The organism is Corynebacterium sp. CNJ-954 (assembly GCF_001942345.1).
In the GTDB taxonomy this organism is placed as follows: Bacteria; Actinomycetota; Actinomycetes; order Mycobacteriales; family Mycobacteriaceae; genus Corynebacterium.
On the sequence record NZ_MKKI01000046.1, the window covers coordinates 1 to 23117 of the forward strand.

Genomic DNA, 23117 nt, shown 5'->3' on the forward strand with positions numbered 1-23117 from the left:
CGACGTCTCGGCGCGATCGAGCTGTCCTCCACTCCGGTGCCGGTGAAAGACATCAGCGCCGACGACCGGGCCACTGCGGTGCGGTCCGGCCTGCAGACCCACGGCCTGGACGTCCTGGAGTGGTCCATCCCCGACGGTACGGAGGACGCGGGCGGGCGACCGGATCCCGTGTCGGGTGAACCGACAGACTTCCCAGCCGTCGTTCATCATCGCCTGCGTGAGCTGCAGGTCGGTCTCGCGCTGCTGGAGGCTGTCGTGGTGGCCGCCGTCGTAGTAGAGGGCCACCCGCAGCTCACGACAGGCCAGGTCGGGAACTGTGCCACCGGGGAGCATCCGGCCCTCGGCGTCCTCCCTGACCTGCGACTCCCAGGCGAGTCCAGCCGGCAACAGCGGGGCGACGATGAGCCGTAGTGCGGTCTCCATCGGCGACTGTGCACCGTAGTCGCACATGCCGACCACCTCTCCGACCGTCCTCGCATCGACGCGGTCGGCGGAGGCTGCGCAGATGTCCTCGTGGGTCAGGCGCGTGCACTGGGTGAATGCGTCCACGAACTGCACCGCGCGGTAGATCCGGTCGTCGATTCCCGGCAGACGCAGGTGAGACCAGGAGTGTCTCCCGTGCAGGATCGACCAGAGACACTGTGCGGCCGTCGTTGCCGGATCCACGACGCGCAGCGCCGGGAGACGCCGGTCGGGATGGGTGACCGGGAGTCCGTGCGGCAACCGACGGAACACCGGGCGGAGGGGGAGACGGGCAGCGGCCCGGGAGTTCGAGCTGCCCTTGGACCCACGGTCGGCGAGCAGGACGGTGGCCGCGGAGTCCGGCCAGTCCGTCCAGAGACCGTGGAGCGCTGCGGCTCCCCACTCACCGACGACCGCACCCGGATTGTTCATCGAGTGGGCGCGGGCGCGGGTGACGGCGTCCGCCGGGAAACTCCCGAAGAGCCGGGCGTCCTCCGGAAGTGACGAACGCGGGACGACCAACCCCGAGGCGACGGTGACGTAGGACCGGTCGAGCCTCCACCGGGTCACGGCACCGGAGGCCAACAGGTCACGGCGACGCTGCGGAAGAGTCCGGGGGAAGGCTCGGCGGGTATGCGCGGGGCCACGATGCGTCGGGAGGGAACGGTCCATGGTGGAGAGAGACTCGGCACAGGTGTGCCGGGGTTCCCTCGCGCCGGGACCTGGCACGCAGCAACCCCGGAGGTTGGTCGCACCGACCTCCGGGGTTGCTGCGTCGGGTGGTGTGGGCAGGACGGTGTGGGCCGGACGCTAGCCCGCGATAATCACGTCCAGGGTGCGGGGCCCGTGCACGCCCTGTACTCGGATCAGCTCGATGTCCACCGTCGCGCTCGGCCCGGAGACCATCGTCACCGGCAGTTCGTTCAGGCCGTCGCCGGTCAGTTTCGAGATGGCCTCGGGCACGATCTCCACGATGTCCTCGACCTTCACCACCACGATGTGGTGGTCGGGTACCAGCGTCGTCGCCCGGCGTCCCGAGTCCGGTCCGACAAGCATGATGGTGCCCGTGTCCGCCACCGCCACGGCCGACGCCGTCACCACGGCATCGACACCGTCCAGCGCATCAAGGTCCACCGGGGAATCCGCAGAATCATCGAGAACCTCCGCCTCCACGGCATCGACCCACGCATGATCCAGCGACGCGGGAATCACAATGCGTGACTCGGCGGAATCCTCACCGGACTTCTCGAGGAAATGCCGGACTGCGGCAGCGATCTCCTCGGACGTCCCGCCCGTGCGCTCGACGGTGGCATCGTAGTCCTCCAACCGGTCGACGAGCAGGTCAACGAGGGCACTGGTGTCCAGCGAGCCGGTCGAACGGTACTGACGGGGTACCTCCACGGCCCCGGCACTGTCCTGCCCGTCGCGTAGTCCCAACGAGGAGCGCACCCGAGCCAGGATCTCCGTCCGGGCATCACTACGTGAGTCCGTCATTCGTCCTCTCCCTTCCGGTGTTTACGGAACCAGCTGCGGAAGGACTCCGGAGGCGGTTGGGGAACGTCCCGCGAGCTCGTCCATTTTCCGGCGAGTCCGGGCAGGGACGTCATCCCCCTGGAGGGGCTGACCTTGTGGACCAGGGGCAGGGCGCGTTCGGCGGCGCCCATACGTCGCCCGTCGCTCATCAGCCACTTCGCACCGTCCAGGGCAGCATCCAACTGCGTCTCAGGGACGCGGCGGCGGTGGTTGACCTCCTGGTCCTCGTTGCGCAACCGGGTGAGCATCTCCGGGATGTTGATCTTCACCGGGCAGGCGTCGTAACAGGAGCCGCACAGCGAGGAGGCGTAGGGCAGTGAGCCGTTCTCGGACTCGTCCACACCCGTCATCAACGGCGTGAGGATCGCACCGATGGGCCCGGGGTAGACCGAGCCGTAGGCGTGGCCACCGGTGCGTTCGTAGACCGGGCAGACGTTCATGCACGCCGAACACCGGATGCAGTGCAGCGCCTGGCGTCCGTGCTCGTCGGCCAGTGCCCGGGTGCGCCCGTTGTCCAGCAGGATCACGTGGGCGTTCTGGGGGCCGTCGCCGGGAGTCACCCCCGTCCAGAAGGAACTGTAGGGGTTCATTCTTTCGCCGGTGGACGAGCGGGGCAGCAGCTGCATGAAGACCTCCAGGTCCTGGAAGGTCGGGAGCAGCTTCTCGATGCCCATCACGGTGATCAGTGTCTCGGGCAGGGTGACGCACATCCGCCCGTTGCCCTCGGACTCCACCACCGAGAGTGTGCCCGTGTCCGCGATACCGAAGTTCGCGCCGGAGATGGCGACCTTGGTCTCCATGAACTTGCGGCGCAGGTGCCGGCGGCTGGCTTCGGCAAGGTGCTCGGGGTTGTTGTCCAGGTCGGGGTCGACGTCCTCCATGCCGTTGAGGAAGATGCGGCGGATCTCGTCACGGTTGCGGTGGATCGCGGGAACGAGGATGTGACTGGGTTTGTCGCCGCCGAGCTGCACGATGAGTTCGGCGAGGTCGGTCTCGAAGGCGTAGATGCCGCGGGGTTCGAGGTACTCGTTGAGCCCGATTTCCTGGGTGGCCATCGACTTGACCTTGATGACCTCGCGGACACCGTCGTCAGTGAGGGGAGCGTGGGTGGTCACGAGATCCTCGACGATGCGGTTTGCCTCGTCGGCGTCCCGCGCCCAGTGGACGTGTCCGCCGCGGGCGGTGAACGCCTCCTCGAACTGCTGGAGCAGCTCCGGCAAACGGGCCATCACGTCCTGTTTGACCGCGGAACCGGCGTCCCGCAGTGCTTCCCAGTCGGGCATCTCGCCGACCCGGGCGGCGCGTTTTCCGCGGATGGTCTGGGTGGCGTGCTGCAGGTTGCTGCGCATCTGGACGTTACCGAGCTCGTGCTCGGCGACCTCGGGGAAGGGGTGGGTCTCGAGCAGGTTGCCGCTGCCCGGGACGGTCGGCATGCCGAGGACGGTGCGGGAGCTCATCGCAGTGCACCCCCGGTGACCGTGGCGCCTTCGTCCGCCAGCAGGAGGGGGTTGTCCTTCGTGGACGCCAGGATCCGGGCGAGGTGCACCGAGGTGGGGACGGCCCTTCGCCGGGGACGAGTCGCCCGGTGCGTGACAGACCGCCGCCGATGTGCATCAGGCAGGACACGTCGCCGCCGGTGCACACCGATGCGCCGCTGGAGATGACCGCCTCGACCTTGTCGCCGAGCATGGCGCCGGAGACCTGCGGGTTCTTCACCGAGAACGTGCCGCCGAAGCCGCAGCAGATGTCCTCGTTCTGGATGGTGCGCAACTCCAGCCCCTCCACCGAGGCGAGGAGGTCACGCTGCCGGTCGCCGAGCCGCAGCAGTCGCATACCGTGGCAGGACGGGTGGTAGGCAACCGTGTGGGGAAACCAGCTCCCCAGGTCGGCGGCGGCATCGGTCATGCCCTGGATGTCGGTGAGGAACTGGCACAGCTCGTAGGTGCGGTCGGCGATGTCCGTGGCACGGGACGCCAGTGCGGCGTCCCCGTTGTAGTCGGCGATCATCGGGTGCTGGTGGCCCAGGGATGCCACGCAGGAGCCGCTGGGAGCGATGGCGTAGTCCCAGTCCGATTCCTCGAACGCCCGGACGTGGTTACGGACCACGGGGTAGGCGTCGGTGAATTTTCCCGAGTTGATGTGCATCTGACCGCAGCACGCCTGACGCTCGGGGAACACCACCTGGTGCCCCAACCGCTCGAGGATGGTGACGGTCGCTTTCGCCACTTCGGGGTACATGGCGTCGACGATGCATGTCGCGAACAACGCGATCTTCATGGGAATCGTCCCTCGTCTCAAGTTGTGGAATACAGCAGCTCTTCTCCAGCTCTGCTTCTGCCGGGGACGTCCGGGGCGCGTGCGGTAGTCAGCCGACGTTGAAAGAGGCCTTCGGGGCGTCCTGATGTTCCACTGTAGACCCGTCGACCAGAGGTGTGCGACGATGCGATGAGGCGGGGGAGGGCATGTTTATGCAGATAACACAGTGTGGTCCGACCACAGCTGGTCACGGCGTGGAAGGGAGAGGACCGGGGCGAGCGTGCATGGGGGAGATGCCTGCTACGCAGAAGCAACCCCACAGGCCGTGGTTACCAGCCTCTGGGGTTGCTTGTGGAGACGGTCGTGTTACTGGGTACGCACCACGGTGAGGTTGCCCAGCTTGTCGAACCAGGACCGCTTCTCCGGGTCATTCGCGATGCCGACGCCGATGAAGATCTGCAGGGCGATCTGGACCAGACCACCGATGAAAGGAATGATCTGACTGATGATCCAGCTGTTGCGCTTCAGGGAAGCCACGGCGTCAGGGGTGGAGCCGTCCGCGGTGACCACCTTCATGCCGAGGATCCGCTTACCGGGCTGGCGCCCCAGGCGACCTCGCTGCCGACACGGGCGATGAGCCACACGATGATCATGACGAGGCTCGTGGTGAACATCGATCCGGCGCTGATGTCAGCGCTGTCCACGCCGACCAGTGAGGTGATCGCCGTCGAGATGAGCGCGATGATCACTCCGTCGATGAGTGTCGCTCCCAGGCGGCGGCCCGCGCCGGGACGGTTGTTCGGGACCAGACGGTTCGGGTCCTGCCCGTACGGGTCGTTGTTGTAGGCCCCGTAGGAGGGGACGCCGTCATAGGGGTTGGAATTGTTGGTCATGGCGTTCTTGCGTCCTTCGGTACATCGGGTAAATGCGGGTCTTCAGCATAGAGCAGCAACCCCAGAGGCTGGACAGACCAGCCTCTGGGGTTGCTGTGTGAGCTCAGAGAGAACCTATGCGTTGACGCTGGCGCGGGCCTTCTCGGCGGCAGCGACGAGCACCTTGATGGAGGCGGTGGTCTCGTCCCAGCCACGGGTCTTCAGACCGCAGTCCGGGTTGACCCACAGCTGGCGGGCCGGGACGGCCTCGAGAGCCTCGGCGAGCAGGGTGTCGACCTCGTCCTGCTCCGGGACACGCGGCGAGTGGATGTCCCACACACCCGGCCCCACACCCAGCTCGAAGCCGGAGTCGCGCAGGGCGTGCAGCACACGCATGCCGTTACGGGACGCCTCGATGGAGGTGACGTCGGCGTCCAGGTCGCCCACGGTGCCGATGAGTTCGTTGAACTCGGAGTAGCACATGTGGGTGTGGATCTGCGTCGCGTCCTCCGCGCCGGCGGTCGCCAGGCGGAAGGATCCCACGGCCCAGGCCAGGTAGGCGGGCTGCTGGGATGCACGCAGCGGCAGCAGCTCACGGATGGCGGGCTCGTCGACCTGGACGATCTTCGCACCGGCGTCGGCCAGGTCCGAGATCTCGTCACGCAGGGCGAGGGCTACCTGGTCTGCGGTGGCACCCAGCGGCTGGTCGTCGCGGACGAAGGACCAGGCGAGCATGGTGACCGGACCGGTGAGCATGCCCTTGACCGGCTTGTCGGTGAAGGACTGCGCGACCTTGAACCACTCGACGGTCATGGCCTCCGGGCGGGTGACGTCACCGAAGAGGATCGGCGGACGCACGCAGCGGGAACCGTAGGACTGGACCCAGGCCAGGTCGGTGGAGTGGTAGCCCTCGAGCTGCTCGGAGAAGTACTGAACCATGTCGTTACGCTCGGGCTCACCGTGGACCAGCACGTCCAGACCGAGAGCCTCCTGGCGGTCGATGACGTCCTTGACCTCGTTGACCATGGCCTCGTGGTACTGCTCAGGGTGAGCTCACCCTTGCGCAGCTTGGCGCGGGCCTGGCGGATCTCCGTGGTCTGGGGGAAGGAGCCGATCGTGGTCGTCGGCAGCGGCGGCAGACCGAGTTCTTCGTCCTGCACCTCGCGGCGCTGGTCGAAGGGGTTACGGCTGCGGTCGGCGTCGGTGACGGCGTCGGTCCGGGTACGCAGTGCGCTGTTGCGCGTGCGCTCCGAGTTGCGGCGGGATGCGACGGCCTCATGGGCCTCGGCGACGGCGGCCTTGTCGTCCTCGGTCTCGGTTCCGTTGAGCAGACGGGACAGGACGGCGACCTCGGCGACCTTCTCGGCACCGAAGGCGAGCCAGCTGCGCAGCTCGGCGTCGTCGTCGAGGCTGGTCTCCTGGGCGAGGGAGTAGGGGACGTGCAGCAGGGAGGACGAGGTGGAGACGCCGACGGGGCCGCGCTTCGCGAGAGCCTTCAGGGTCTCCAGGGCGCGGGCCAGGTCGGTGCGCCAGATGTTGCGGCCGTCGACCACACCGGCGAGGATTTCCTCGGTACCGGTCCAGGAGGGGAGCAGGTCGCGTCGGCGACGTTGGTGTCGTCGGCCTGACGCTCATCCGTGCGGCCCGTGACCAGGTCGACACCGAAAGCGGCGATGCCGATACCCGACAGGGTCTTGACGGCCAGGTCGCCGTCGCCGAAGTAGGTCTGGACCAGCAGGTTCGTGTCGCCTGCGGCGCCGACGAGCTTCTCGTAGCCGGCACGGGTGCGGGCCAGGAGGTCGGCCTTGCGGGCGTCGTCCTTGTCGACGTCGGTGACGAGGTAGGGCTCGTCGAACTGGACCCAGGTCGCGCCGCGCTCGGCGAGACGCGGCAGCAGGCGGGCGTAGGCCTCGAAGATCTCCTCGAGGTGGGTCAGCGCGTCCGAACCGTCGGTGGTGCGGGCCAGTGCCAGGTAGGTCAGCGGGCCGATGATGACCGGACGGGCGGCAGTGCCGCGGGTGATCTGGTCACCCAGGTCGGCGAGCAGCGCGGCGTCGTCGAGACGGAACTCGGTGTCGGCGGCGAGTTCCGGCACGATGTAGTGGTAGTTCGTGTCGAACCACTTGGTCATCGCGCTGGCGGGCAGATCCGCGGTGCCGCGGGCGGCCGCGAAGAGGCGGTCGATGAAGGCGGGGAGGCCGTCGTTGCCGTGGTCGTCGATGTCGGCGACACGGGTGGGCAGAGCACCGAGCAGGGCGGAGGTGTCCAGCATCGAGTCGTAGAAGCTACGGCCGATGGTGGGGACGGAGTCCAGGCCGGCCTCGGTGAGGTTGTCGGCCTGCTGGTTGACCAGCTGGGTGGCGACGGTGGCCAGGTTGCGGCCGGTGGAGTCGTCCTTCCAGTAGGTCTCGAGGGCCTTCTTCAGCTCGCGCTTCGGGCCGATGCGCGGAACCCCGGCGACGGTGGCGTTGATCTGTGCGGTCACAAATGATCCTTCACATGTGGATGTACGGTTCTCGCCGTCGACCGGTGAGTCACATGTGGCACAGGGCGGTGCCCCGGTGCTGCCGCGACCGCACTCCGAAAGGGGCGGTTCACGATAGACCACATGCTGCAGAACGCACACGTCCCGACTGGGTCAGGACGTCATGTTTCCGCAGGTTCCGCCTCGTCCGGGGCTCCAGGAGGGGAACTCGACTCTCGTCGACTGCTTCGCGACCAAGGTAACCAGTAGACCGCTTAGTCTGTCAAGTCCGTCACGTCATTCGCCTCGTGTCGCCTGTTGCATCGCCTGTTCTGCCCCTGGCCATCTGAGTCACTGCTCAGGTCAGTAATCGACGATTTCGTGATCCCAGGGGTGACTCAGCTGACAAGAACCGGGCTCGACCGGGTTCTGGGCGCAGCGCACCTCGCGTAGCGTCGGAAGAATGTGGAGTGTTTACACGGGAGAGCAGTACCGCGCGGCACTGGAGGAGTGGGCCGACGGTGCACCCGAGCCAGAGGACTGGCGTACCCGACGCGATCGTGAGGAACGTTACGACCAGGAAGCTCAGGCAGTCGCGGCCTGTGTCGAGGTCGAACAACAGCGTCGTGACCACCCTGTTCCCGTGTTCATACTGGTTGGGGCGGGCGGTAACGGTCGCGCCGGCCTGCGGGCGGCGTCGTTGCTGGTGAACCGTGGCTACCGGGGGGAGGTCGAGTTGCTTCCTGTCCCCCGGGACGGGGACAACCCGGACCTGTACCCGGGCTTCTACGACGACCAGCGGGTTCTGTGGCGAGACGACGCTACACCTGAAGCACACGAGCTGCTGGAGAGGTTCTTGGCGTACGGAGGGCAACTCACTTCCCGACGGTTTAACGATGAGGGCGGGGAGCTCTGCATCACTGTCGACGCGATCTGCGGCAGGGGAATTGACGGACGTCTCTGCGGCCCGGCGACAGCCTGGGCTTGTCACGTGGATGTGGCTATTGATTCCCCCACAGGAATGCTCCCGGACAGCGGGCGTACTGTTCCGGCGTCTGAACGTGCTCAACCTGCCCAGGGAGGATTCACGGCAGCGACGACGGTCGTCCTTGGCGGCCTACGTGCAGCACATCTGCTGAGGGAGGACTGTGGTCGCCTCGTTTACGTCCCCGGTGGGCTCGGCAGGCTGCTCCGGCGTGCGGAGGATGAGCGTCTCCGTGCCGCCGATGCTGCTGACATGGACTCTTCGACACGCACAAGTATTTCTCCGTCCGGACGCGTAGTGGAGTGATCGTCCGGGACCCCTCGCCGGAGAAGGCTGTTCCAGCGTACCCGGACAGCGGCGGTCACGGCGCTGTCTATCATCCGGAGGTGATGGGAAACCTGGATCTGTTGTTCGACGTCCGGCGTCGACTGCAGTCGGCGTCTCATGTATGTATCCTCGGCGCTCCTCCCCGTCGGCCGGGCGCGCCGTTACTTGTCGCCGCGGGGGCGACCGGAGTCCGTCCGGTGGATCTTCTCGCAGATGAAGACGCGGTACACAGGCTCGGCAACACATATCCGGAGACTGAGGTGAGTGACGGGGACGTACGGGAAACTGCCCTACCTCACGTGCTCTGTTCCGGAAGATTGACGGCACGGGTGGAGATGGCATACAAGCTCGTGGTGACCCGTGATGCCGTCCGAGACTGGTTGGATCAGGGACGTCGGCCACCGGAGCGGCTGGACGGCCAGCGGTCTGTCCTGGTTGTGGACCGTCCCACGGCTGACGCAGCGTTGGACGCTTGGTGCGGTGAGCGCGATGATGAGGTGCAGCCCAACCGGTGGGATCCGGTCACCGCTGCAGAAGAGCTGACTGCCTGCACCGGATACGGAGTCATTCTCACCGGCACCGCGGTTGTCTACTGCCGTGGCAACAAGACATTCCTGGTGCGGACAACGACGGAGGCGTCGCGAGTCCAAGGTATGCCCGAGGTGATTGCAGGGGCAGTCGCTGCCACCGGGTTGCAGGACGACCTGCCGATAGAGGCGGCATTGACTCTGCTGGCATGTACCGCGGTCGTCGTAGGCCAGGATCCTGTCAACGTACCGACAGCACGATGTATCGCCCAGGGACAACGACGTACTTTGCGCGACCTACAGGCTCCGAGCCGCGAAGCAGCCAACGCGCTTCCCTGAGGCGATGGGTGACCTGGGTTACACTGAATGCATGTGAACTGAACCTGGCGCTGCGAACCACGGACTTACGGAAGGAAAATGGCTCGCCTGACCCGCCTGAAATGTCTATCGGGCCTGCTGGTCCCGTTGGTGCTCGTCGGATGTTCCGTAGAAAACCGCGGTGACCCAGGGGACCAGGGCTACGCAGAGCCGTCTGTGACGGGGCCCGATGGAGTGAGGCCACCCGACGACGTGCCGCGCGATGACATGACCGACGAAAGCATCGCCCCGTGGACGTCCTTCGAGCAGGTCGGTCCAGCGGCCCTGCGGGTGAGTTTCACGGCGGGAACCACCAGTTGTTACGGAACGCGCGCAGCCGTCCGGGAAGAGGCCGATGAGATCCTCATCGCGACGATTGTGGGCACTATTCCTGAAGCACATTCGGCCTGTCCCGACGTCGGGAGGGCCGCGACGCTGCTCGTCGAACTGGAAGACGACGTGGGCGACCGCGAGGTCCGGCACCTGGATGGTGATGGTCTCCTCCGACGGTGAGTCGGATTCCTGCCTTGCTCTCTCCGCCGCGACTCGGCAAGATGTGAACAGTCACGGCCCGCTCCCCGAGGTGACATAGGGGAGCAGCCACGGCGCCGCACCCCCGCGCGCCCACGTCCGCCCCACCCAGGAGCCAACCAGTGCGTCCCCTGTCACGAACCCTGCGCATCACACTGATCTCGATCGCCGTCGTCATCTACGCGGTGACGTGGCTCTACCTCGTGCTCAACCAGCCGGAGGACTCCGACTTCTCCTCCATGGCGGACTCCGCATCCACCACGATCGCGTTGGTCGGCTTCCTGGTGCCCACCGTCATCGCCCTCATCGCGGTGATCTCCACGCTTCCGGTGCGCACCCTGGCGTTGATGCCCGTCGCTCTGGTGCTCAATATCGTCGTCGGACAGGTCGTGGGCACCATGGGGCTGCCGATCCCGCTGTACCTCGACTCCTTCGGCACCGTGCTCGTCGGTGTACTTGCGGGTCCGGCTGCGGGGCTGGCGACGGGTGGTCTCTCGGCGCTCGTGTGGGGGACGTTCAACCCCACGATCGTGCCGTTCGCCGCGGGCTACGCGCTGATGGGTCTGGCGGCTGGGTTGGTCAGGAAGCTGTTCCGCTCGTCCTGGTGGAAGGTCGTCGTCGCCGGACTCGTCCTGGGGTTCCTGTCCGCCCTGGTGTCCGCACCGGTCGCGTCCTTCATCTTCGGCGGTACTGCCGGAACGGGAACGGGCCTGCTCGTGAGCTTCTACCAGTCGCTCGGTGCGTCGCAGACCACGGCGGTGTTCCTGCAGTCGTGGACGTCCGACCCGTTGGACAAGGTCATCGTCTTCCTCGTGGTCTGGGTGGTGGTGCGGTCCCTGCCGGAACGGTCCCGCAGGACGTTCGACCCCGATCCTGCGCCGACACAGCCGACACAGACATCGCCCGCGACCCTATGAGTCCGCTGACTCCGCTGACCGCAGCGGCCTGCGCCATCGTCACGGTCATGGTGCTGCATAATCCGTGGGTGTCGGGCGCCTTTCTGCTGCTTGCGGTAGTGCTCTCGTTCGCAGGACGTCGCCAGCGTCGCGCACTCACCACCGGTCTGGTGCTGTCGGTGCCGGCGTTCCTGTCGTACGCGCTGATCTACGTGCCTTTCGGTGATGTCGAGGTCGCCAGGGTGTTGATTCCTGTCACGTCGGACGGGGCGTGGATCGCCTGGGACCTGGGTCTGCGGTTCGCTGCGATGACGTGTTCGGGGCTGGTGATCGGCAGCTTCGTGGACGCCGACGCGTTGATGCGACGCCTGCAGCTCAGCGTCCCCGCGCCGTTGGTCTACATGGTGGGGACGGTGGTGCGGCTGTTGCCTATGGCGCAGCAGCGCTGGAGGACGATCCGGCAGGTCCAGGCGTCCCGGGGCGTTGAGGTGGACACATGGCGCGCCCGGGGCGCCACGGTCCTTCCCCTGGTGGTCGGTTTGATCGACGATGCGTCGCAGCGTGCCCGCCCGCTGCAGCGGACGGGCATCGGTGAGCCGGGGCCGAGGACGCTCCTGATGCCGGTGGCGGACTCCACGGCTCAGCAGGTGTGCCGGTGGTTGATGGTGGTTGCCGTCGCTGTGGTGATTGTTGTCGGGGTGCTCATGTAGCCGATGGCGGGTGTGTGAGTAGCAGCGAGGAGAGTGGTATCCAGTCATCTCCGTCGACCACGTGGCGGGCCCAGCTGTACACAGGGGCGAAAGAGCTGTGTTCGGCGTTGTAGACGCCAAACAGGATGCGGGTTGACGGCCATCCCTCTGGCGAAATCTTCATCACACCCCAGGTTCCTCCGGTCTGTTCGACCAGGTACTTCCCGAGGTAGAGGGTGAGTGCCTCGACGGATACCCCGGCTTGGCCGGAGCGTACGGAGGCCTCGACCTTGTCGAAGGCTTCTGCACTCCAGATCTCTTCGGGTTTCTGGGGTGCCTTAGATGCATCGAGGATGGCGAGAATCGTCGGGTCGACGGGGCCTGCGGATGATTCCTCGAGTGTTGCGATCTCGGAGGAGAACGCGGCCTCCAGAGGATTGCGCCCCTCATCTGTGGATGGGTTCGTCATGAAATCCTGTGCTCCTTGAGTGTCTCCACATCCCCGCCGAGCATCCATGTGTAATGCTCGGCGAGGAGCGCATCGTAGTGTTCACGGGGATTGACCATATAATGTAATGCTCCTTACTAGACTCTCATCATGACAATTATGCATCCGGTTGAACTCTCCGGTGAGAGAGTCCGTTTGGAGCCGTTGTCCTTCGAGCATGAGGAAGGCCTTTCAACTGCGGTGAAGAACGGGGACGAACGCGGAGTCAAAGCTTCTCATGCTCATACAGGCCTTCGAAGTCTGGGAATGTTCCGCTGTGGAGTTCCGGACATCCTGGCACAACCACCAGTCCAGGACCGCTATCGAGCGACTCGGGGCCAAGCTCGACGGTGTGCTGAGGCAGAACGTGAGAACGTCGGATGGATCGCTTCGCGACACCTGCGTGTACTCCATCATCGCAGCGGAGTGGCCACAGACCCGTAGTTCGCTGCGATTCCGGCTGGGGCGCACTCTCTGAGGCCTGCTGTCCGCTCAGGGAGGTTCATTCTTCGATCCCCAACCGCACTAGCAGCCCCAGCAACCGGCGGATCAGCGAGCAGACCCCGGAAAACACCAGGCACATGCCGACGATCCACAGAAGACCGCCACCAATGTTGGGCCCGGTGGGGGCCACCCAGAGTGGAATCCACAGCACAATCCCCGCGACGAGGGAGATGAATGGCGGCCATCCCTGCCGCGGAAACATATTGTCACTGACGACTGAGATGAATACCGCAGTACGGGGCGCCCAGGTCATCAGATCGCTGATCCACTCAGCGGTGTAGTCTCCGCTGGATCGTCCGACCGGGCCAAACACCCCGACCCATGCGGCACCGGCTGCACCGGTGACACCCAGGACGAGGAGTCCCAGCTCGAGGAGAGGCAGGCGCTCCAGAACAAGCGCCAACAGAACCCGGGGCCGGGGGACTCTGCGAAGATGTTCCGTCTGGGCAGACATTGCAGCTCCTCATATCGTGTCCCCGCGACACTACCCACGTAGATGCCGGAGCGGTGTCTGTCATCTTGAGGGCCCAAGGTCACGATGGAGCCGAAAAACTGACCTGAGCACTCAAGACCAGCATCCAGTCTGTCCGACTGCACGACGGGCTACTGCATGATCTTCGTCGACTCGATCGCTTCCGTCGTCTTGCGGTTGTAGCCGTCCAGGAGTCTCCGCAGCAGGAGTCCGAGAATGAGCATCGGAATCGTGAACAGCAGCAGCAGGCCCAGTTCGATCCACAGGTCACCCCGGTAGACACCGGCGATGGCCGCACGCATCGCGTCGATCGCGTGGGTGGCGGGCAGCCATGGGCCGATGTTCTGGAACCACTGGGGAAGCAGCTCCAGGGGATAGGCGCCACCGGCGCCGGACACCTGGAACACCAGAAGGAGGACGGAAATCGCCTTGCCTGCACTGCCGAACGACAGCACCAGGGTGTAGACGATCAGCATGAAGACCAGCGACGTGACCCAGCCGCACACCAGCAGGAGAAGCGGATGGGCGGCATCGATCTGGACGAAGAAGATCAGTCCGAGCACCGCGAGCGTACTCTGCGCCAGACCGATGCAGGCGAAAATGCCGAAGCGTCCGAAGTAGGCCTGTGTCCTCGAGTACTCCGTCACCTCGTCGTTCTGCTCTGACGCCTCGACGGCCGAGTCCGCCGAGGCCGCTGAGTCGTCTGAACCCTCCGAGTCGCCCGATACCTCGTCGCCGTCGCTGCCCTTCTTCGCCGTCCTCTTCTCCGGAACGCCGGTGCGGACGAGCACCGAGGTGAGAACCGCACCGATCCACAACGCGAGTGTCAGGTACAGCGGAGTCATACCGACACCGAAGCTTGCGACCGGGAACACCGCTTGGCGGTCAACGTCGATCGGCGCGGCCAGTTGTGACGCCAGTGCCTCCGGGTCGGAACCCACGATGTCGGCGAGCCGGGAGAAGTCACCGGTGTCGCCGGCGGTCGACAAGGCTTCCTCCAGGTCGGAGAAGCGCTGCGCATGCTCGTCGAGCCGGTCGGCGAGTCCGGCCGTGGCGTCACGGGTCCGTCCGAGGACGTCCTGTACGGAGCCGGGGGAGTCGGAGATGGACGACCTGATGTTCCCGAGATCCTCCCGGACGCTGGCAATGTTGTTGCCGAGGGAATCGAGTGTGTTCCCGAGCTCCGAGAGCTGCGGTTTCAGGTCTTCCCGGTAGGACGTCACCGCGTCGCTCACCGCCGCCCGGGCCTGCGAGATCGCGTCCCGGCTCTCCTGCCGGGACGACTGCGCCGATCCGTTCCCACTGGAGATGTTCTCCGCGGTCTGCGCGAAGCTGTCGTGCAGGTCCGTGCTCCGGTCGATTGCCGCGTCGAGGCGGGCGAGCACGCGCTCATACCCGGGTTGGGCGACGTCGGGAATAGCCCCGGCGACATTGCTGTCCAGGGAGTCCCGCAGCGACTGGAAGAAGTCCACCTGCTGCTGGACGCGCTCGGCGAGGGTGTTGAACGTTGACGCGGCACCGTCGCTGGTGGCGTTCGCGCTGTCGAACAACTCCTCCAGACGGTCACTCACGGCACCGTAGCTGTCGCCGGTGGCCTGCAGTGCGGTCTCCAGGGAGTCCGTCGCAGTGCGGAGCGTGGAATCCAGGTCGGTGGCCGCACCGGATCCGCCGCCGATGCGGGTGGACGGGTCGTCGAACTGGTCGCCTGCGGCACTGATGATGCTGTCCGCGCCCTCCACCAGTGGGATGGAGGACTCCACCAGACCGGACAGGGAACGTACCGTCTGGGCGCCGGAATGCAGACGCGTGCTGACGTTCGCGACCCGCGACTCGACGCGTTCGATGGCCGCCTGCGTGTCGTCCTGCTCGAGGTAGTCGTCGAGTGAGGACACCAGTCCCAGACCCACACTGCTGAGGGTCCGGGTGAAGGTCTCGTTGATTTGCGAGATCATCCCCTCGGCACCCTGCGAGGTGATCACGGTGGAGAGCGCGTTCTTCTTCTCGTTCGTGTAGAGGTCGAGCTTCGTCGGCTCGGTACCTTCCACGTAGAACGTCAGCATGTCCGTGCTGAACGACGGGGGCAGGACGATGGCCGCGTAGTAGTCTCCGGCCTTGGTCCCCTCGATCGCCTTGTCTTCGCCGGTGATGACCCAGTCGATCTGGTCGTTCCTGCTCAACTGGGACAGCACCTGGTCACCGAGGTTGATGCGCAGGGACGCCAGGTCACTCTCGTGGCCCTCATCGGCGCTGGCGACGGCGATCTTCAACTGGTCGGTGTTCCCGAAAGGATTCCAGCTGGCGAGCACGTTGAAGGTGGAGAACAGCAGCGGGATGATGACGAGTCCGAAGACCACGATGGAGGTCATCACGTTGTTCTTGATGCCGCGCAGGTCGTTGCGCAGGATGCTCAGAGCGTTCTTCATGCGTTGTCTCCGTCCAGGGAGTACGTCTTCGGACGCGCGCTCTGCGTGTCGGCGGCTTCCTGGAGTTGCTCCTCAGAGAGGTCGGACAGTTCCTGGACGTGGGCGAAACTCTGCTTGATGTACTCGAGAGCGGCGATGACCCCGATGATCAGCAGGCACCAGAGACAGACCAGGCCGAAGATGACGGCTTTTTCGTCGGTGTAGATCCGGGCGAGGACACAGAGGATGACGATCCCGACGACTCCGGTGATGATCGCGGCGCGCAGCAGCGTCGGGTAGTTCTCCCTGAGTGGCTTCCACCGGTTGTCGATCTCGTTCCGGAAGGCGTCGCGGTCGCGCATGGCGTGGATGACGTCCGTCAGACGGTAGCTGCTGCCCACGACCTCCACCTGGTCGTTGACGATGAGACCCGACGCCGCATGTTGTCGGTTGACCATCCCCTTCACATTCGACAGCCCCCTCCGCAGGAGCGTGCCGAGGACGAACGAGAGCACCGCCATGACCAGGAGGGTCCCCATGGCCTTCCAGTAGTGGTTGCCGTAGAACCCGCCGATGGTCTCGCGCAGGGCGTCGATACCGTAGGTCAGCGGGAGTATCGGGTGCAGGGCCTGGAAGAAGTCCGGCGTCATCTCGATGGGGTACATCCCCGACGCACCCGGAATCTGCAGGAAGGCCAGCACCACCGCGATCACTCGCCCGATATTGCCCAGCGCGGATATCAGGGCGTAGACGATGCTCAGGTAGCAGAGACCGATGGCGACACAGGTCGCGATGAAGGCGACCGGGTTCACGGTCTGAACCCCGATCACGAGGTTGCCGACCGAGACGACCACACCCTGGCAGGTGCTCAGGACGGCGAGGAGGATGAACCGGCCGCGGTAGGCCTGGGCAACGGTGAGCTTCTTGAGCCGTGCCGTGTCCACCTCTGTCCGGAAGATCACCATGAGCATGAAGGCGCCGATCCACAGGGACAGGTTGGTGAACAGTCCCGCCATACCGGAACCGTAGTTCGCCACGGGGTAGACGGCGTGGCTCTCCACCTCGGCAGGGGTGGCCATGAACTCCGAGATCCCGACGGAGTCCAGGTTGGACACCGTGCCCAGGATGCCGTCCCCCGATGCGGCACTCAGCGCCAGCACGTCCGCCCGGGCGGTCTTCAAACCGTCCTCGATGCCGGACAGGTCGTTCCTGAAGCTACCGAGGACGTCCTGCGACGTGCCGATCTGCCGGTCGACACCGTCGAGGAGGGTGATGGACTCACCCAGGAGCGTCCGTTGCGAACTCAGCGCCGAGGAGAATGCGCCGGCGGTCGAGTTGACCTGGTTGATGGCCGAGTTCAGGGCCGGCAGTGAGTCACTGACCGAGGTACGAAGCCCCTGGGCCCGGTCGCGGGTGTCGCTGGTGGCCGCCGCCAGCGCATCCGCCGCCGCGTTCACGGAGGACACCGTGTCGGACGCGTTGCCCTGCAGACCGGAGAGGTCGTCGAGCAGTTCCTGATTCGTGGTGTTACGTTCCTGCAGCTCGTTGAGGGTGTCCTTCAGTGGCCCGGAGATCCCCGGGGTCACGGCGGCGTTGTCCAGGAGAGTCTGCAGCTGGCTGATCGCCTGGTCTGCCTGGCGGACGACGCCGGAGGCCTCACGGGTCGCGGTGTCGAGACCGGAACCGGCCCGTTCGAGTTCCCCGGTGACCGAGGAGATCGCGGCGTTCGCCGAGGCCGTCCCGTCCGCAAGCGCGGTGGTGCCCTCGATGTACGCCGACGTCGCGGCGTCGGAGAAGGACGACACCTGTTCCTGGACCTCGGTCATGATGGACTGCACCTGGTCGAGTGCGGTCGTGGCGTCGCCGAGGGTCGCGTCGACGGAGCGCAGGGCGTCCTGCGTGGCGGCGATGGTCGGACGCGCGCCGTCGAGCCGTTCCTGGACCCGGGCCACCTCGTCCTGGGCGGACGCCATTGTCCCGGCGGTTTCGTCGAAGGCGTTGGCCGTGCGGTCGCCCGCGTCGCTGAGGCGGTCACCGAGTGATCCGCCGGCGTCGCGGAGTTCCGTTGTCACGGCCTCGGAGACCGTCTCCTTGAACACCGAGGTGATCGTCGAGTCGAGTGTCGTCGCCCCTTGATCGGTGATCTTCGGGGAGATGGCGCTCTTCTTCTCGTTGACCTGGTACTGGATTGTCGGTTGGGAGTAGGTCCCCTCGAACATGCTGAGGATGTCGGAGGAGAAGCTGGCGGGGACGGTGATGCTGGCGGACACGTCCCCCTTCTTGAGGGCGTCCTCCGCCTCGTCCTCGTCCATGAACTGCCACCCCAACTGGTCGTTCTGTTCCAGTTGGTCCATCATCTGACCGCCCACGTCGATCGGACCGGTGATGTCGGAGGTGCCACCCTCGTCCTCGTTCACGACGGCGACGCCGACGTTCTGGGTATTGCCGTACGGATCCCAGAAGGCGGCGACGTTGACCCAGGAGTAGAGCGCAGGGGTGATCAGCACGCCGATGACGATCACCCAGACTTTGGGGGTGCGCAGGATGCGTCCGACGTCACGTGTGAAGATATTCCAGCTTACGGCCACTCGGTGACCGTAGCACTTGGCCGGGTCCCGTACGGTAGCTGTGCAATTTTCCGGGCTAATTGTTACCGCCGTCTACTACCCTCGGTCGCATGACGTCTCCGGAGACACGACCCCTCGTCCTGGCGATCACCGCGTGCCCGACCGGCATCGCCCACACCTACATGGCGGCTGAGAACCTCGAGGCGGCCGCAGATGCAGCCGGTGTCCGCGTCCGGGTGGAGACCCACGGCTCGATCGGCGTGGAGAACGCCTTCACCGCCGACGAGATTCGTGACGCGGCGGCCGTGGTAGTCGCTGCGGACATGAAGATCGACACCGCCCGGTTCGCCGGCAAGCCGCTGGTGTCGACCGGCGTGGACGACGGGATCAAGAAACCGGCGGAGCTGCTGCGGTCAGCGCTGGACGCGCCGAAGAGCAGTGGTGACGATGCCGCGGGTGTGGACGGCAGCGGCTCCGACGATGCTGCCGGTGACCGGTCCTGGATCCGCCGGTTCGGCGACGACCTCTACCGGGCCCTGATGAACGGCGTCTCCCACATGATCCCGTTCGTCGTCACCGGCGGCCTGATGCTTGCCGTGGCGCTCTCGCTCGGCGGTGAGACTACGGCCGAGGGCCTCGTGATCCCGGAGGGGACGTTCTGGGACACCCTCAACCAGCTCGGTGGTCTGGCGTTCTCACTCATGGTCCCGGTGCTGTCCGGGTACATCGCGATGGCCATCGCCGACCGTCCCGGCCTGGCACCCGGGTTCGTGACCGGACTGGTGGCGGTGACCGGGGATCTGTACGGCTCCGAGGCGGACGCCGGGTTCCTCGGCGGGATCGTGACCGGCGTGCTGTCCGGCTACGTGGCGCTGGCGATCCGCAAGATCCCGGTCCACAAGTACATTCAGCCGATCTGGCCGATCATCGTGATTCCGGTGGTGACCACACTGGTGGTCGGTGGCCTGTTCATCTACCTGCTCGGCAAACCCATCGCCACGTTGTTCGAGGTGATGACGGAGAGTCTGGAGGGCATGCAGGGCTCCTCGGTGCTGCTGCTCGGTGCGATCATCGGTGCGATGATCGCGTTCGACATGGGAGGTCCACTGAACAAGACGGCGTTCCTCTTCGCCGGTGGTCTCATCGCGACCGGCAATGCCGCACCGATGGGGATGGCCGCGGTCGCCATCGCCGTCCCGCCGATCGCCGCTGGGGTGACGACGTTGCTGGCACGCAGCCGGTTCAACAAGGCGGAGCGGGACGCCGGGGTGGCGGGCCTCTTCATGGGCTTCTTCGGTATCTCGGAGGGGGCGATCCCCCTCGCCGTCGCCCGCCCTCTGCAGATCATTCCCGCCAATGTCATCGGTGGTGCAGTGGCAGGTGCGCTGGCCGGCATGTTCGGTGTGAAGGACAATGTGATGCACGGTGGTCCGATTGTCGCGGTGCTCGGAGCGGTGGAGGGCATCGCCTGGTTCTTCCTGTGTCTGGTCATCGGCATCGTGGTGACCTCTGCGGTGTCTCTGCTGCTCATGGCCCTCACCACGGGCGCTCCGGAGGAGGGGCGGGGCGGGGAGGCCGACACGGAGTCGGACGTGGAACCGACCTCGACGGACCTGATCGACGCAGGCACCGTCGTTCTCGACCTCGTTCCCGCGACCGGTCAGACCGGGGGCTCGGGGACGTCAGCGGACGCCGCCGCCGTGATCCGTGCCCTCGCCGGGCAGTCGGAGGAGCAGGGACGTCTCTCGGAGACGGAGGTTGTGGAGGCCGCACTGGCACGCGAGGCACAGTCCACCACCGCCGTCGGCAACGGTGTGGCCATCCCGCATGCCCGGAGCGCGGCAGTGAGCGTCCCGACGCTGGCGTTCGGACGGCTGCAGACACCGGTGGAATGGGACGCCCCGGATCGTGAGCCGGTTGACCTGGTGTTCCTCATCGCGGTGCCGGACGACGCCGGTAAACAGCACCTCAAGGTCCTCGCGAAGCTCGCCCGAGCCCTGATGAAGGAGGACTTCCGTGAATCGCTGCGGTCTGCACCGTCCTCGGGTGACGTGGTCAACCTGGTGAAAGGCCTCGGCGTGGAGGAGGTACAGGGGTCGGTGACCGCGTAGTTTCTCCGTCTGATTGCTCCTACCACGGTGTCAGGATGTGCACTAGACCCATGGAACGCCATGACAACCTTCTTGCGATCGGGACGTTCTCCCGGTTGACGAGCATCAGCATAAGAATGCTCCGGTACTACCAGGAGCACGATGTACTTACTCCTGCCCACGTCGACCCTTACAGCGGGCGACGTTTCTACAGTGCAGACCAGTTGAGGACTGCAAATCTCATCGTCGCACTCAGGGATGCAGGATTCTCCATCGATGCGATCGTAAGGATGCTGTCGGCGGCTACGGATCCAGTGAAACTCGACGATGAGCTCGAACAACATCACGTGCTTCTCGCCGAACGGTCACGCGAACTGCATACACAGCTTGCGCAGTTCGACCGGTTACGCACACAGCTGAAAGGACATCCTGACATGACTGACGTCACGATCGAACACATGCAAGCCATGGTTCTCGCCGGATTGCGTCGCGTCGTCTCCAACTATTCGGAGGAAACACAGCTCTGGCAGGAGATCATGGCTCTCCTTCAGGAAACAGATGCAGCGTTCCCGGCGGGAGGGTTGTCCGGTGCCACCTTCCACGACCCCGATTTCAAGGAGAATGACGCCGATATCGAGGTGTGGGTTCAGGTCACGGAGTCTTTCACTCCGCCGGATGGACTGGAATGCCGCCATGTGGGGGAGTGCGACGTCGTCACCGCGACACTGCACGGTGACTATGCACAAGTCCCTGCGGTGACAGAGCAGGTGGGGCGTTTCTTGGCTGCCCATGACCTGACCGTGGGCCCGATGTTCAACATCTATCACGTCAGCCCGGCACAGAACCCCGATCCTACGGCGTGGGTCACCCAACTGTGCTTCCCGATCGTGGATACGCCCACTGGTACGGTCACCTCATGATCGACCGTTTCATCTGGGCAGCCTCCGGTGCCGGGCTGTCCGAACATGCATGGGCTGCCGCGGAAGAATCCGGGGCGGCCTGGGTGGGCAACGATGCCGCGGCCCACGTCTCACTGCTGCGCTCCACCGTCCGCGAGGAACTCGCTTTCGGTATGGAGCAGCAGGGTATCGCACCGGAGATCATGGCTGCCCGGATTGATGCGGCGATGGACACCTGGGGTCTGCGACATATCGCCGAACGGGAGCCGTCGAGGCTCTCCACCGGGCAGACCCGACGGCTCGCGGTCGCTGCGGCCCTCCTCCGTGACCCCGGTTCACTGGTGCTCGACTGTCCGACCGACGGGCTCGACGCCGCAGCTGTGGAGACGCTTCGCGTCACCCTCGCCGAGTTCGACGGGGCGGTCACCGTCTATGACCGGGTGCGCACCGTCCTGGCGGACGATGCCAGGACGGAGATGCGGCTGGACGGGACGGAGGAGGATGCGCCGGATCCCGTTCCCTCCTCCTCACCGTCGGCCGCCCCCGGAGAACCTGTGCTGACCATGGCGAATGTGGGTGTGACCCGTGGATCCTTCGCGCTCGGGCCGGTGAACCTGAACGTCCTCGGCGGCCAGGTGACCCACCTCGGCGGGCCGAACGGCTCGGGCAAGACCACGTTGATGCTCGCCGTCCTCGGTCTCCTGCCACATGAGGGAACCCTCGACACACCAGTCGCAGGGTGGGCCCCGACGGGAATGGACGCCGCATTCTCCCGGCGGACCGTCCTCAAGGAGCTGGCTGTCGGTACCGACGAGGCCCACGCCGAGGCGGCGCTGCGGTGGGTAGGCCTGGAGCGCTGGCGTGACGTCCACCCTCTGGACGTTCCGAGCTCTCCGCGGCGCATGCTCGCCGTTGCTGCTGCCCTGGTACGGGGACCTGGCCTGCTGATTCTCGACGAACCGACGGTCGGTCTCGACGCCGAGGGGTACGCGTGGCTGGCCCGCGTGATGCGCGGGTACGCAACCGGGGAGTACCACGCGGAGCTCACCTCAGCAGGAGTAACGCCGTTGTGGTCCGGGGAACGTCCGGCGGTGTTGTGGTCCTGCCACAACGCGGCATTCGCCGACGCGGTCAGTGACCGGTCGGCGATGCTGGACAACCTCGCCTGATCAGGCGTCGATCTCCTTGGGGGTGTCGTCCCCGGAGCGTCCGACGGTGATCTTGCGGCTCTTGGACCGCTCCGCCACCGGGAGGGTGACAGTCAGGACGCCGTCGGTGTAGTCCGCGGTGACCCGCTCGGTGTCGACGCTGTCACTGACCGTGACCTGGCGACGGTAGGTGCCGGTGAAGCGCTCGTTGGCGATCCACTTGTGGTTGGCCTCGGTGTCTCGGGACTCTTGGGTAGCTTCCGTGTCTGCGCTCTGCATCGGCCCGGTGGTGCGCTGGGCCGTGATGGTGAGCACACCGTTGTCGATGTCGACGTCGATGCTGTCAGCGTCCACACCCGGAAGATCCGTGGTCAGGATGTAGTCGTCGTCCTTGCGGACCAGATCCATCGGCATGAACCGCGGTGCCTGGTTCCGGCTCGCGGCACCGAGTGCACCGGACTCGCCGAAGATCTCACGGGCGACGGAGTCGAGCTGTGCGAAAGGATCGAAACGGAAGGTGGCCATGGTGGGTACCTCACTCCTTCATCTGTCTGCTGAACTTGCGTACACCAGACTCAACTACACGTCCCCAGGGTTTATTCCATCAGGCTCAACTTTGGCGAGATTTTTTCGGTGGCCTGGGCCGGCA

17 protein-coding genes and 3 pseudogenes are annotated in these 23117 nt (G+C 65.6%); 9 read left to right on the forward strand and 11 right to left on the reverse strand.

The window, feature by feature from the left end; all coding sequences use genetic code 11:
* The 6 genes and pseudogenes from BJF89_RS17290 to metE all read right to left on the reverse strand — a co-directional run.
* Window positions 1-1134: DUF559 domain-containing protein (locus tag BJF89_RS17290; protein WP_139312148.1), on the reverse strand; the 1134-nt coding region annotated here is incomplete at its 3' end.
* Between the two features lie 138 nt (window positions 1135-1272).
* Complete coding sequence (locus BJF89_RS17295; protein ID WP_075816319.1) at window positions 1273-1956, reverse strand: LUD domain-containing protein; 684 nt, start codon at window positions 1954-1956, stop codon at window positions 1273-1275.
* On the reverse strand, window positions 1953-3452 hold the full coding sequence (locus tag BJF89_RS17300; RefSeq protein ID WP_255372731.1) for a lactate utilization protein B: 1500 nt from the start codon (window positions 3450-3452) through the stop codon (window positions 1953-1955). The genes BJF89_RS17295 and BJF89_RS17300 overlap by 4 nt, the downstream gene beginning before the upstream one ends.
* Window positions 3352-4272, reverse strand: coding sequence for a (Fe-S)-binding protein (locus tag BJF89_RS17305; RefSeq protein ID WP_255372732.1), 921 nt, complete (start codon window positions 4270-4272; stop codon window positions 3352-3354). The genes BJF89_RS17300 and BJF89_RS17305 overlap by 101 nt, the downstream gene beginning before the upstream one ends.
* Before the next feature lie 345 nt (window positions 4273-4617).
* Window positions 4618-5144, reverse strand: a pseudogene (locus BJF89_RS20105) (RDD family protein).
* A 114-nt stretch (window positions 5145-5258) separates the two neighbouring features.
* Window positions 5259-7608: pseudogene (gene metE / locus BJF89_RS17320) on the reverse strand (5-methyltetrahydropteroyltriglutamate--homocysteine S-methyltransferase).
* Between the two features lie 442 nt (window positions 7609-8050).
* Here metE and BJF89_RS17325 point away from each other — a divergent pair.
* The 5 genes from BJF89_RS17325 to BJF89_RS17345 all read left to right on the forward strand — a co-directional run bounded on the left by BJF89_RS17325 (window position 8051) and on the right by BJF89_RS17345 (window position 11920).
* Window positions 8051-8878 carry an NAD(P)H-hydrate epimerase gene (locus tag BJF89_RS17325; protein ID WP_075816322.1) on the forward strand — a complete coding sequence of 276 codons (828 nt, stop codon included), beginning with the start codon at window positions 8051-8053 and terminating at the stop codon, window positions 8876-8878.
* 83 nt (window positions 8879-8961) lie between these two features.
* Window positions 8962-9765: a hypothetical protein gene (locus tag BJF89_RS17330; RefSeq protein ID WP_139312149.1), complete on the forward strand. Its 804-nt coding sequence runs from the start codon at window positions 8962-8964 to the stop codon at window positions 9763-9765.
* Window positions 9766-10011: 246 nt separating this feature from the next.
* Entirely contained in the window at window positions 10012-10296 is a 285-nt protein-coding gene (locus tag BJF89_RS17335) for a hypothetical protein (protein WP_083651086.1), read from the forward strand.
* 140 nt (window positions 10297-10436) lie between these two features.
* Entirely contained in the window at window positions 10437-11231 is a 795-nt protein-coding gene (locus tag BJF89_RS17340) for a glycosyl transferase family 9 (protein WP_075816324.1), read from the forward strand.
* Entirely contained in the window at window positions 11228-11920 is a 693-nt protein-coding gene (locus BJF89_RS17345; protein WP_083651090.1) for an energy-coupling factor transporter transmembrane component T, read from the forward strand. Before BJF89_RS17340 ends, BJF89_RS17345 begins: the two co-directional genes overlap by 4 nt.
* Here the strand turns inward: BJF89_RS17345 and BJF89_RS17350 are convergent.
* Complete coding sequence (locus tag BJF89_RS17350; RefSeq protein ID WP_075816325.1) at window positions 11913-12368, reverse strand: hypothetical protein; 456 nt, start codon at window positions 12366-12368, stop codon at window positions 11913-11915. The two genes, BJF89_RS17345 and BJF89_RS17350, sit on opposite strands and share 8 nt — an antisense overlap.
* A gap of 223 nt (window positions 12369-12591) precedes the next feature.
* Here BJF89_RS17350 and BJF89_RS19830 point away from each other — a divergent pair.
* A pseudogene (locus BJF89_RS19830) lies at window positions 12592-12864 on the forward strand (GNAT family N-acetyltransferase); the annotation flags it as partial.
* Between the two features lie 24 nt (window positions 12865-12888).
* Here the strand turns inward: BJF89_RS19830 and BJF89_RS17360 are convergent.
* From BJF89_RS17360 to BJF89_RS17370, 3 genes are all read right to left on the reverse strand, one after another.
* A complete protein-coding gene (locus BJF89_RS17360; RefSeq protein ID WP_075816326.1) occupies window positions 12889-13344 on the reverse strand; it encodes a hypothetical protein in 456 nt (151 codons plus the stop codon).
* Between the two features lie 149 nt (window positions 13345-13493).
* Window positions 13494-15785 carry a YhgE/Pip domain-containing protein gene (locus tag BJF89_RS17365; protein ID WP_075816327.1) on the reverse strand — a complete coding sequence of 764 codons (2292 nt, stop codon included), beginning with the start codon at window positions 15783-15785 and terminating at the stop codon, window positions 13494-13496.
* Window positions 15782-18352, reverse strand: a complete 2571-nt coding sequence (locus BJF89_RS17370) for a YhgE/Pip domain-containing protein (protein WP_083651093.1) — start codon at window positions 18350-18352, stop codon at window positions 15782-15784. Before BJF89_RS17370 ends, BJF89_RS17365 begins: the two co-directional genes overlap by 4 nt.
* A gap of 89 nt (window positions 18353-18441) precedes the next feature.
* Here BJF89_RS17370 and BJF89_RS17375 point away from each other — a divergent pair, with 89 nt between their 5' ends.
* From BJF89_RS17375 to BJF89_RS17385, 3 genes are read left to right on the forward strand one after another with little or no spacing between them, the layout of a single operon-like run.
* Window positions 18442-20442, forward strand: coding sequence for a fructose-specific PTS transporter subunit EIIC (locus tag BJF89_RS17375; RefSeq protein WP_075816328.1), 2001 nt, complete (start codon window positions 18442-18444; stop codon window positions 20440-20442).
* Between the two features lie 50 nt (window positions 20443-20492).
* A complete protein-coding gene (locus BJF89_RS17380) occupies window positions 20493-21341 on the forward strand; it encodes a MerR family transcriptional regulator (protein ID WP_075816329.1) in 849 nt (282 codons plus the stop codon).
* Window positions 21338-22489 carry an ATP-binding cassette domain-containing protein gene (locus BJF89_RS17385; protein WP_075816330.1) on the forward strand — a complete coding sequence of 384 codons (1152 nt, stop codon included), beginning with the start codon at window positions 21338-21340 and terminating at the stop codon, window positions 22487-22489. Before BJF89_RS17380 ends, BJF89_RS17385 begins: the two co-directional genes overlap by 4 nt.
* Here the strand turns inward: BJF89_RS17385 and BJF89_RS17390 are convergent, their stop codons facing one another.
* Window positions 22490-22993 (reverse strand): Hsp20/alpha crystallin family protein, encoded by a 504-nt coding sequence (locus BJF89_RS17390; RefSeq protein WP_075816331.1) that lies wholly within the window; start codon window positions 22991-22993, stop codon window positions 22490-22492. It lies immediately after the preceding gene.
* Window positions 22994-23117: the final 124 nt, after the last annotated feature.

Bases quoted from the DNA above. Each gene is read 5' to 3' on its own strand.
- BJF89_RS17295 (WP_075816319.1), bottom strand. From the start codon at position 1,956: ATGACGGACTCACGTAGTGATGCCCGGACGGAGATCCTGGCTCGGGTG.
- BJF89_RS17330 (WP_139312149.1), top strand. From the start codon at position 8,962: ATGGGAAACCTGGATCTGTTGTTCGACGTCCGGCGTCGACTGCAGTCG.
- BJF89_RS17345 (WP_083651090.1), top strand. From the start codon at position 11,228: ATGAGTCCGCTGACTCCGCTGACCGCAGCGGCCTGCGCCATCGTCACG.
- BJF89_RS17350 (WP_075816325.1), bottom strand. From the start codon at position 12,368: ATGACGAACCCATCCACAGATGAGGGGCGCAATCCTCTGGAGGCCGCG.
- BJF89_RS17360 (WP_075816326.1), bottom strand. From the start codon at position 13,344: ATGTCTGCCCAGACGGAACATCTTCGCAGAGTCCCCCGGCCCCGGGTT.
- BJF89_RS17385 (WP_075816330.1), top strand. From the start codon at position 21,338: ATGATCGACCGTTTCATCTGGGCAGCCTCCGGTGCCGGGCTGTCCGAA.
- BJF89_RS17305 (WP_255372732.1), bottom strand. From the start codon at position 4,272: ATGAAGATCGCGTTGTTCGCGACATGCATCGTCGACGCCATGTACCCC.
- BJF89_RS17380 (WP_075816329.1), top strand. From the start codon at position 20,493: ATGGAACGCCATGACAACCTTCTTGCGATCGGGACGTTCTCCCGGTTG.
- BJF89_RS17365 (WP_075816327.1), bottom strand. From the start codon at position 15,785: ATGAAGAACGCTCTGAGCATCCTGCGCAACGACCTGCGCGGCATCAAG.
- BJF89_RS17390 (WP_075816331.1), bottom strand. From the start codon at position 22,993: ATGGCCACCTTCCGTTTCGATCCTTTCGCACAGCTCGACTCCGTCGCC.
- BJF89_RS17300 (WP_255372731.1), bottom strand. From the start codon at position 3,452: ATGAGCTCCCGCACCGTCCTCGGCATGCCGACCGTCCCGGGCAGCGGC.
- BJF89_RS17335 (WP_083651086.1), top strand. From the start codon at position 10,012: ATGACCGACGAAAGCATCGCCCCGTGGACGTCCTTCGAGCAGGTCGGT.
- BJF89_RS17375 (WP_075816328.1), top strand. From the start codon at position 18,442: ATGACGTCTCCGGAGACACGACCCCTCGTCCTGGCGATCACCGCGTGC.
- BJF89_RS17325 (WP_075816322.1), top strand. From the start codon at position 8,051: ATGTGGAGTGTTTACACGGGAGAGCAGTACCGCGCGGCACTGGAGGAG.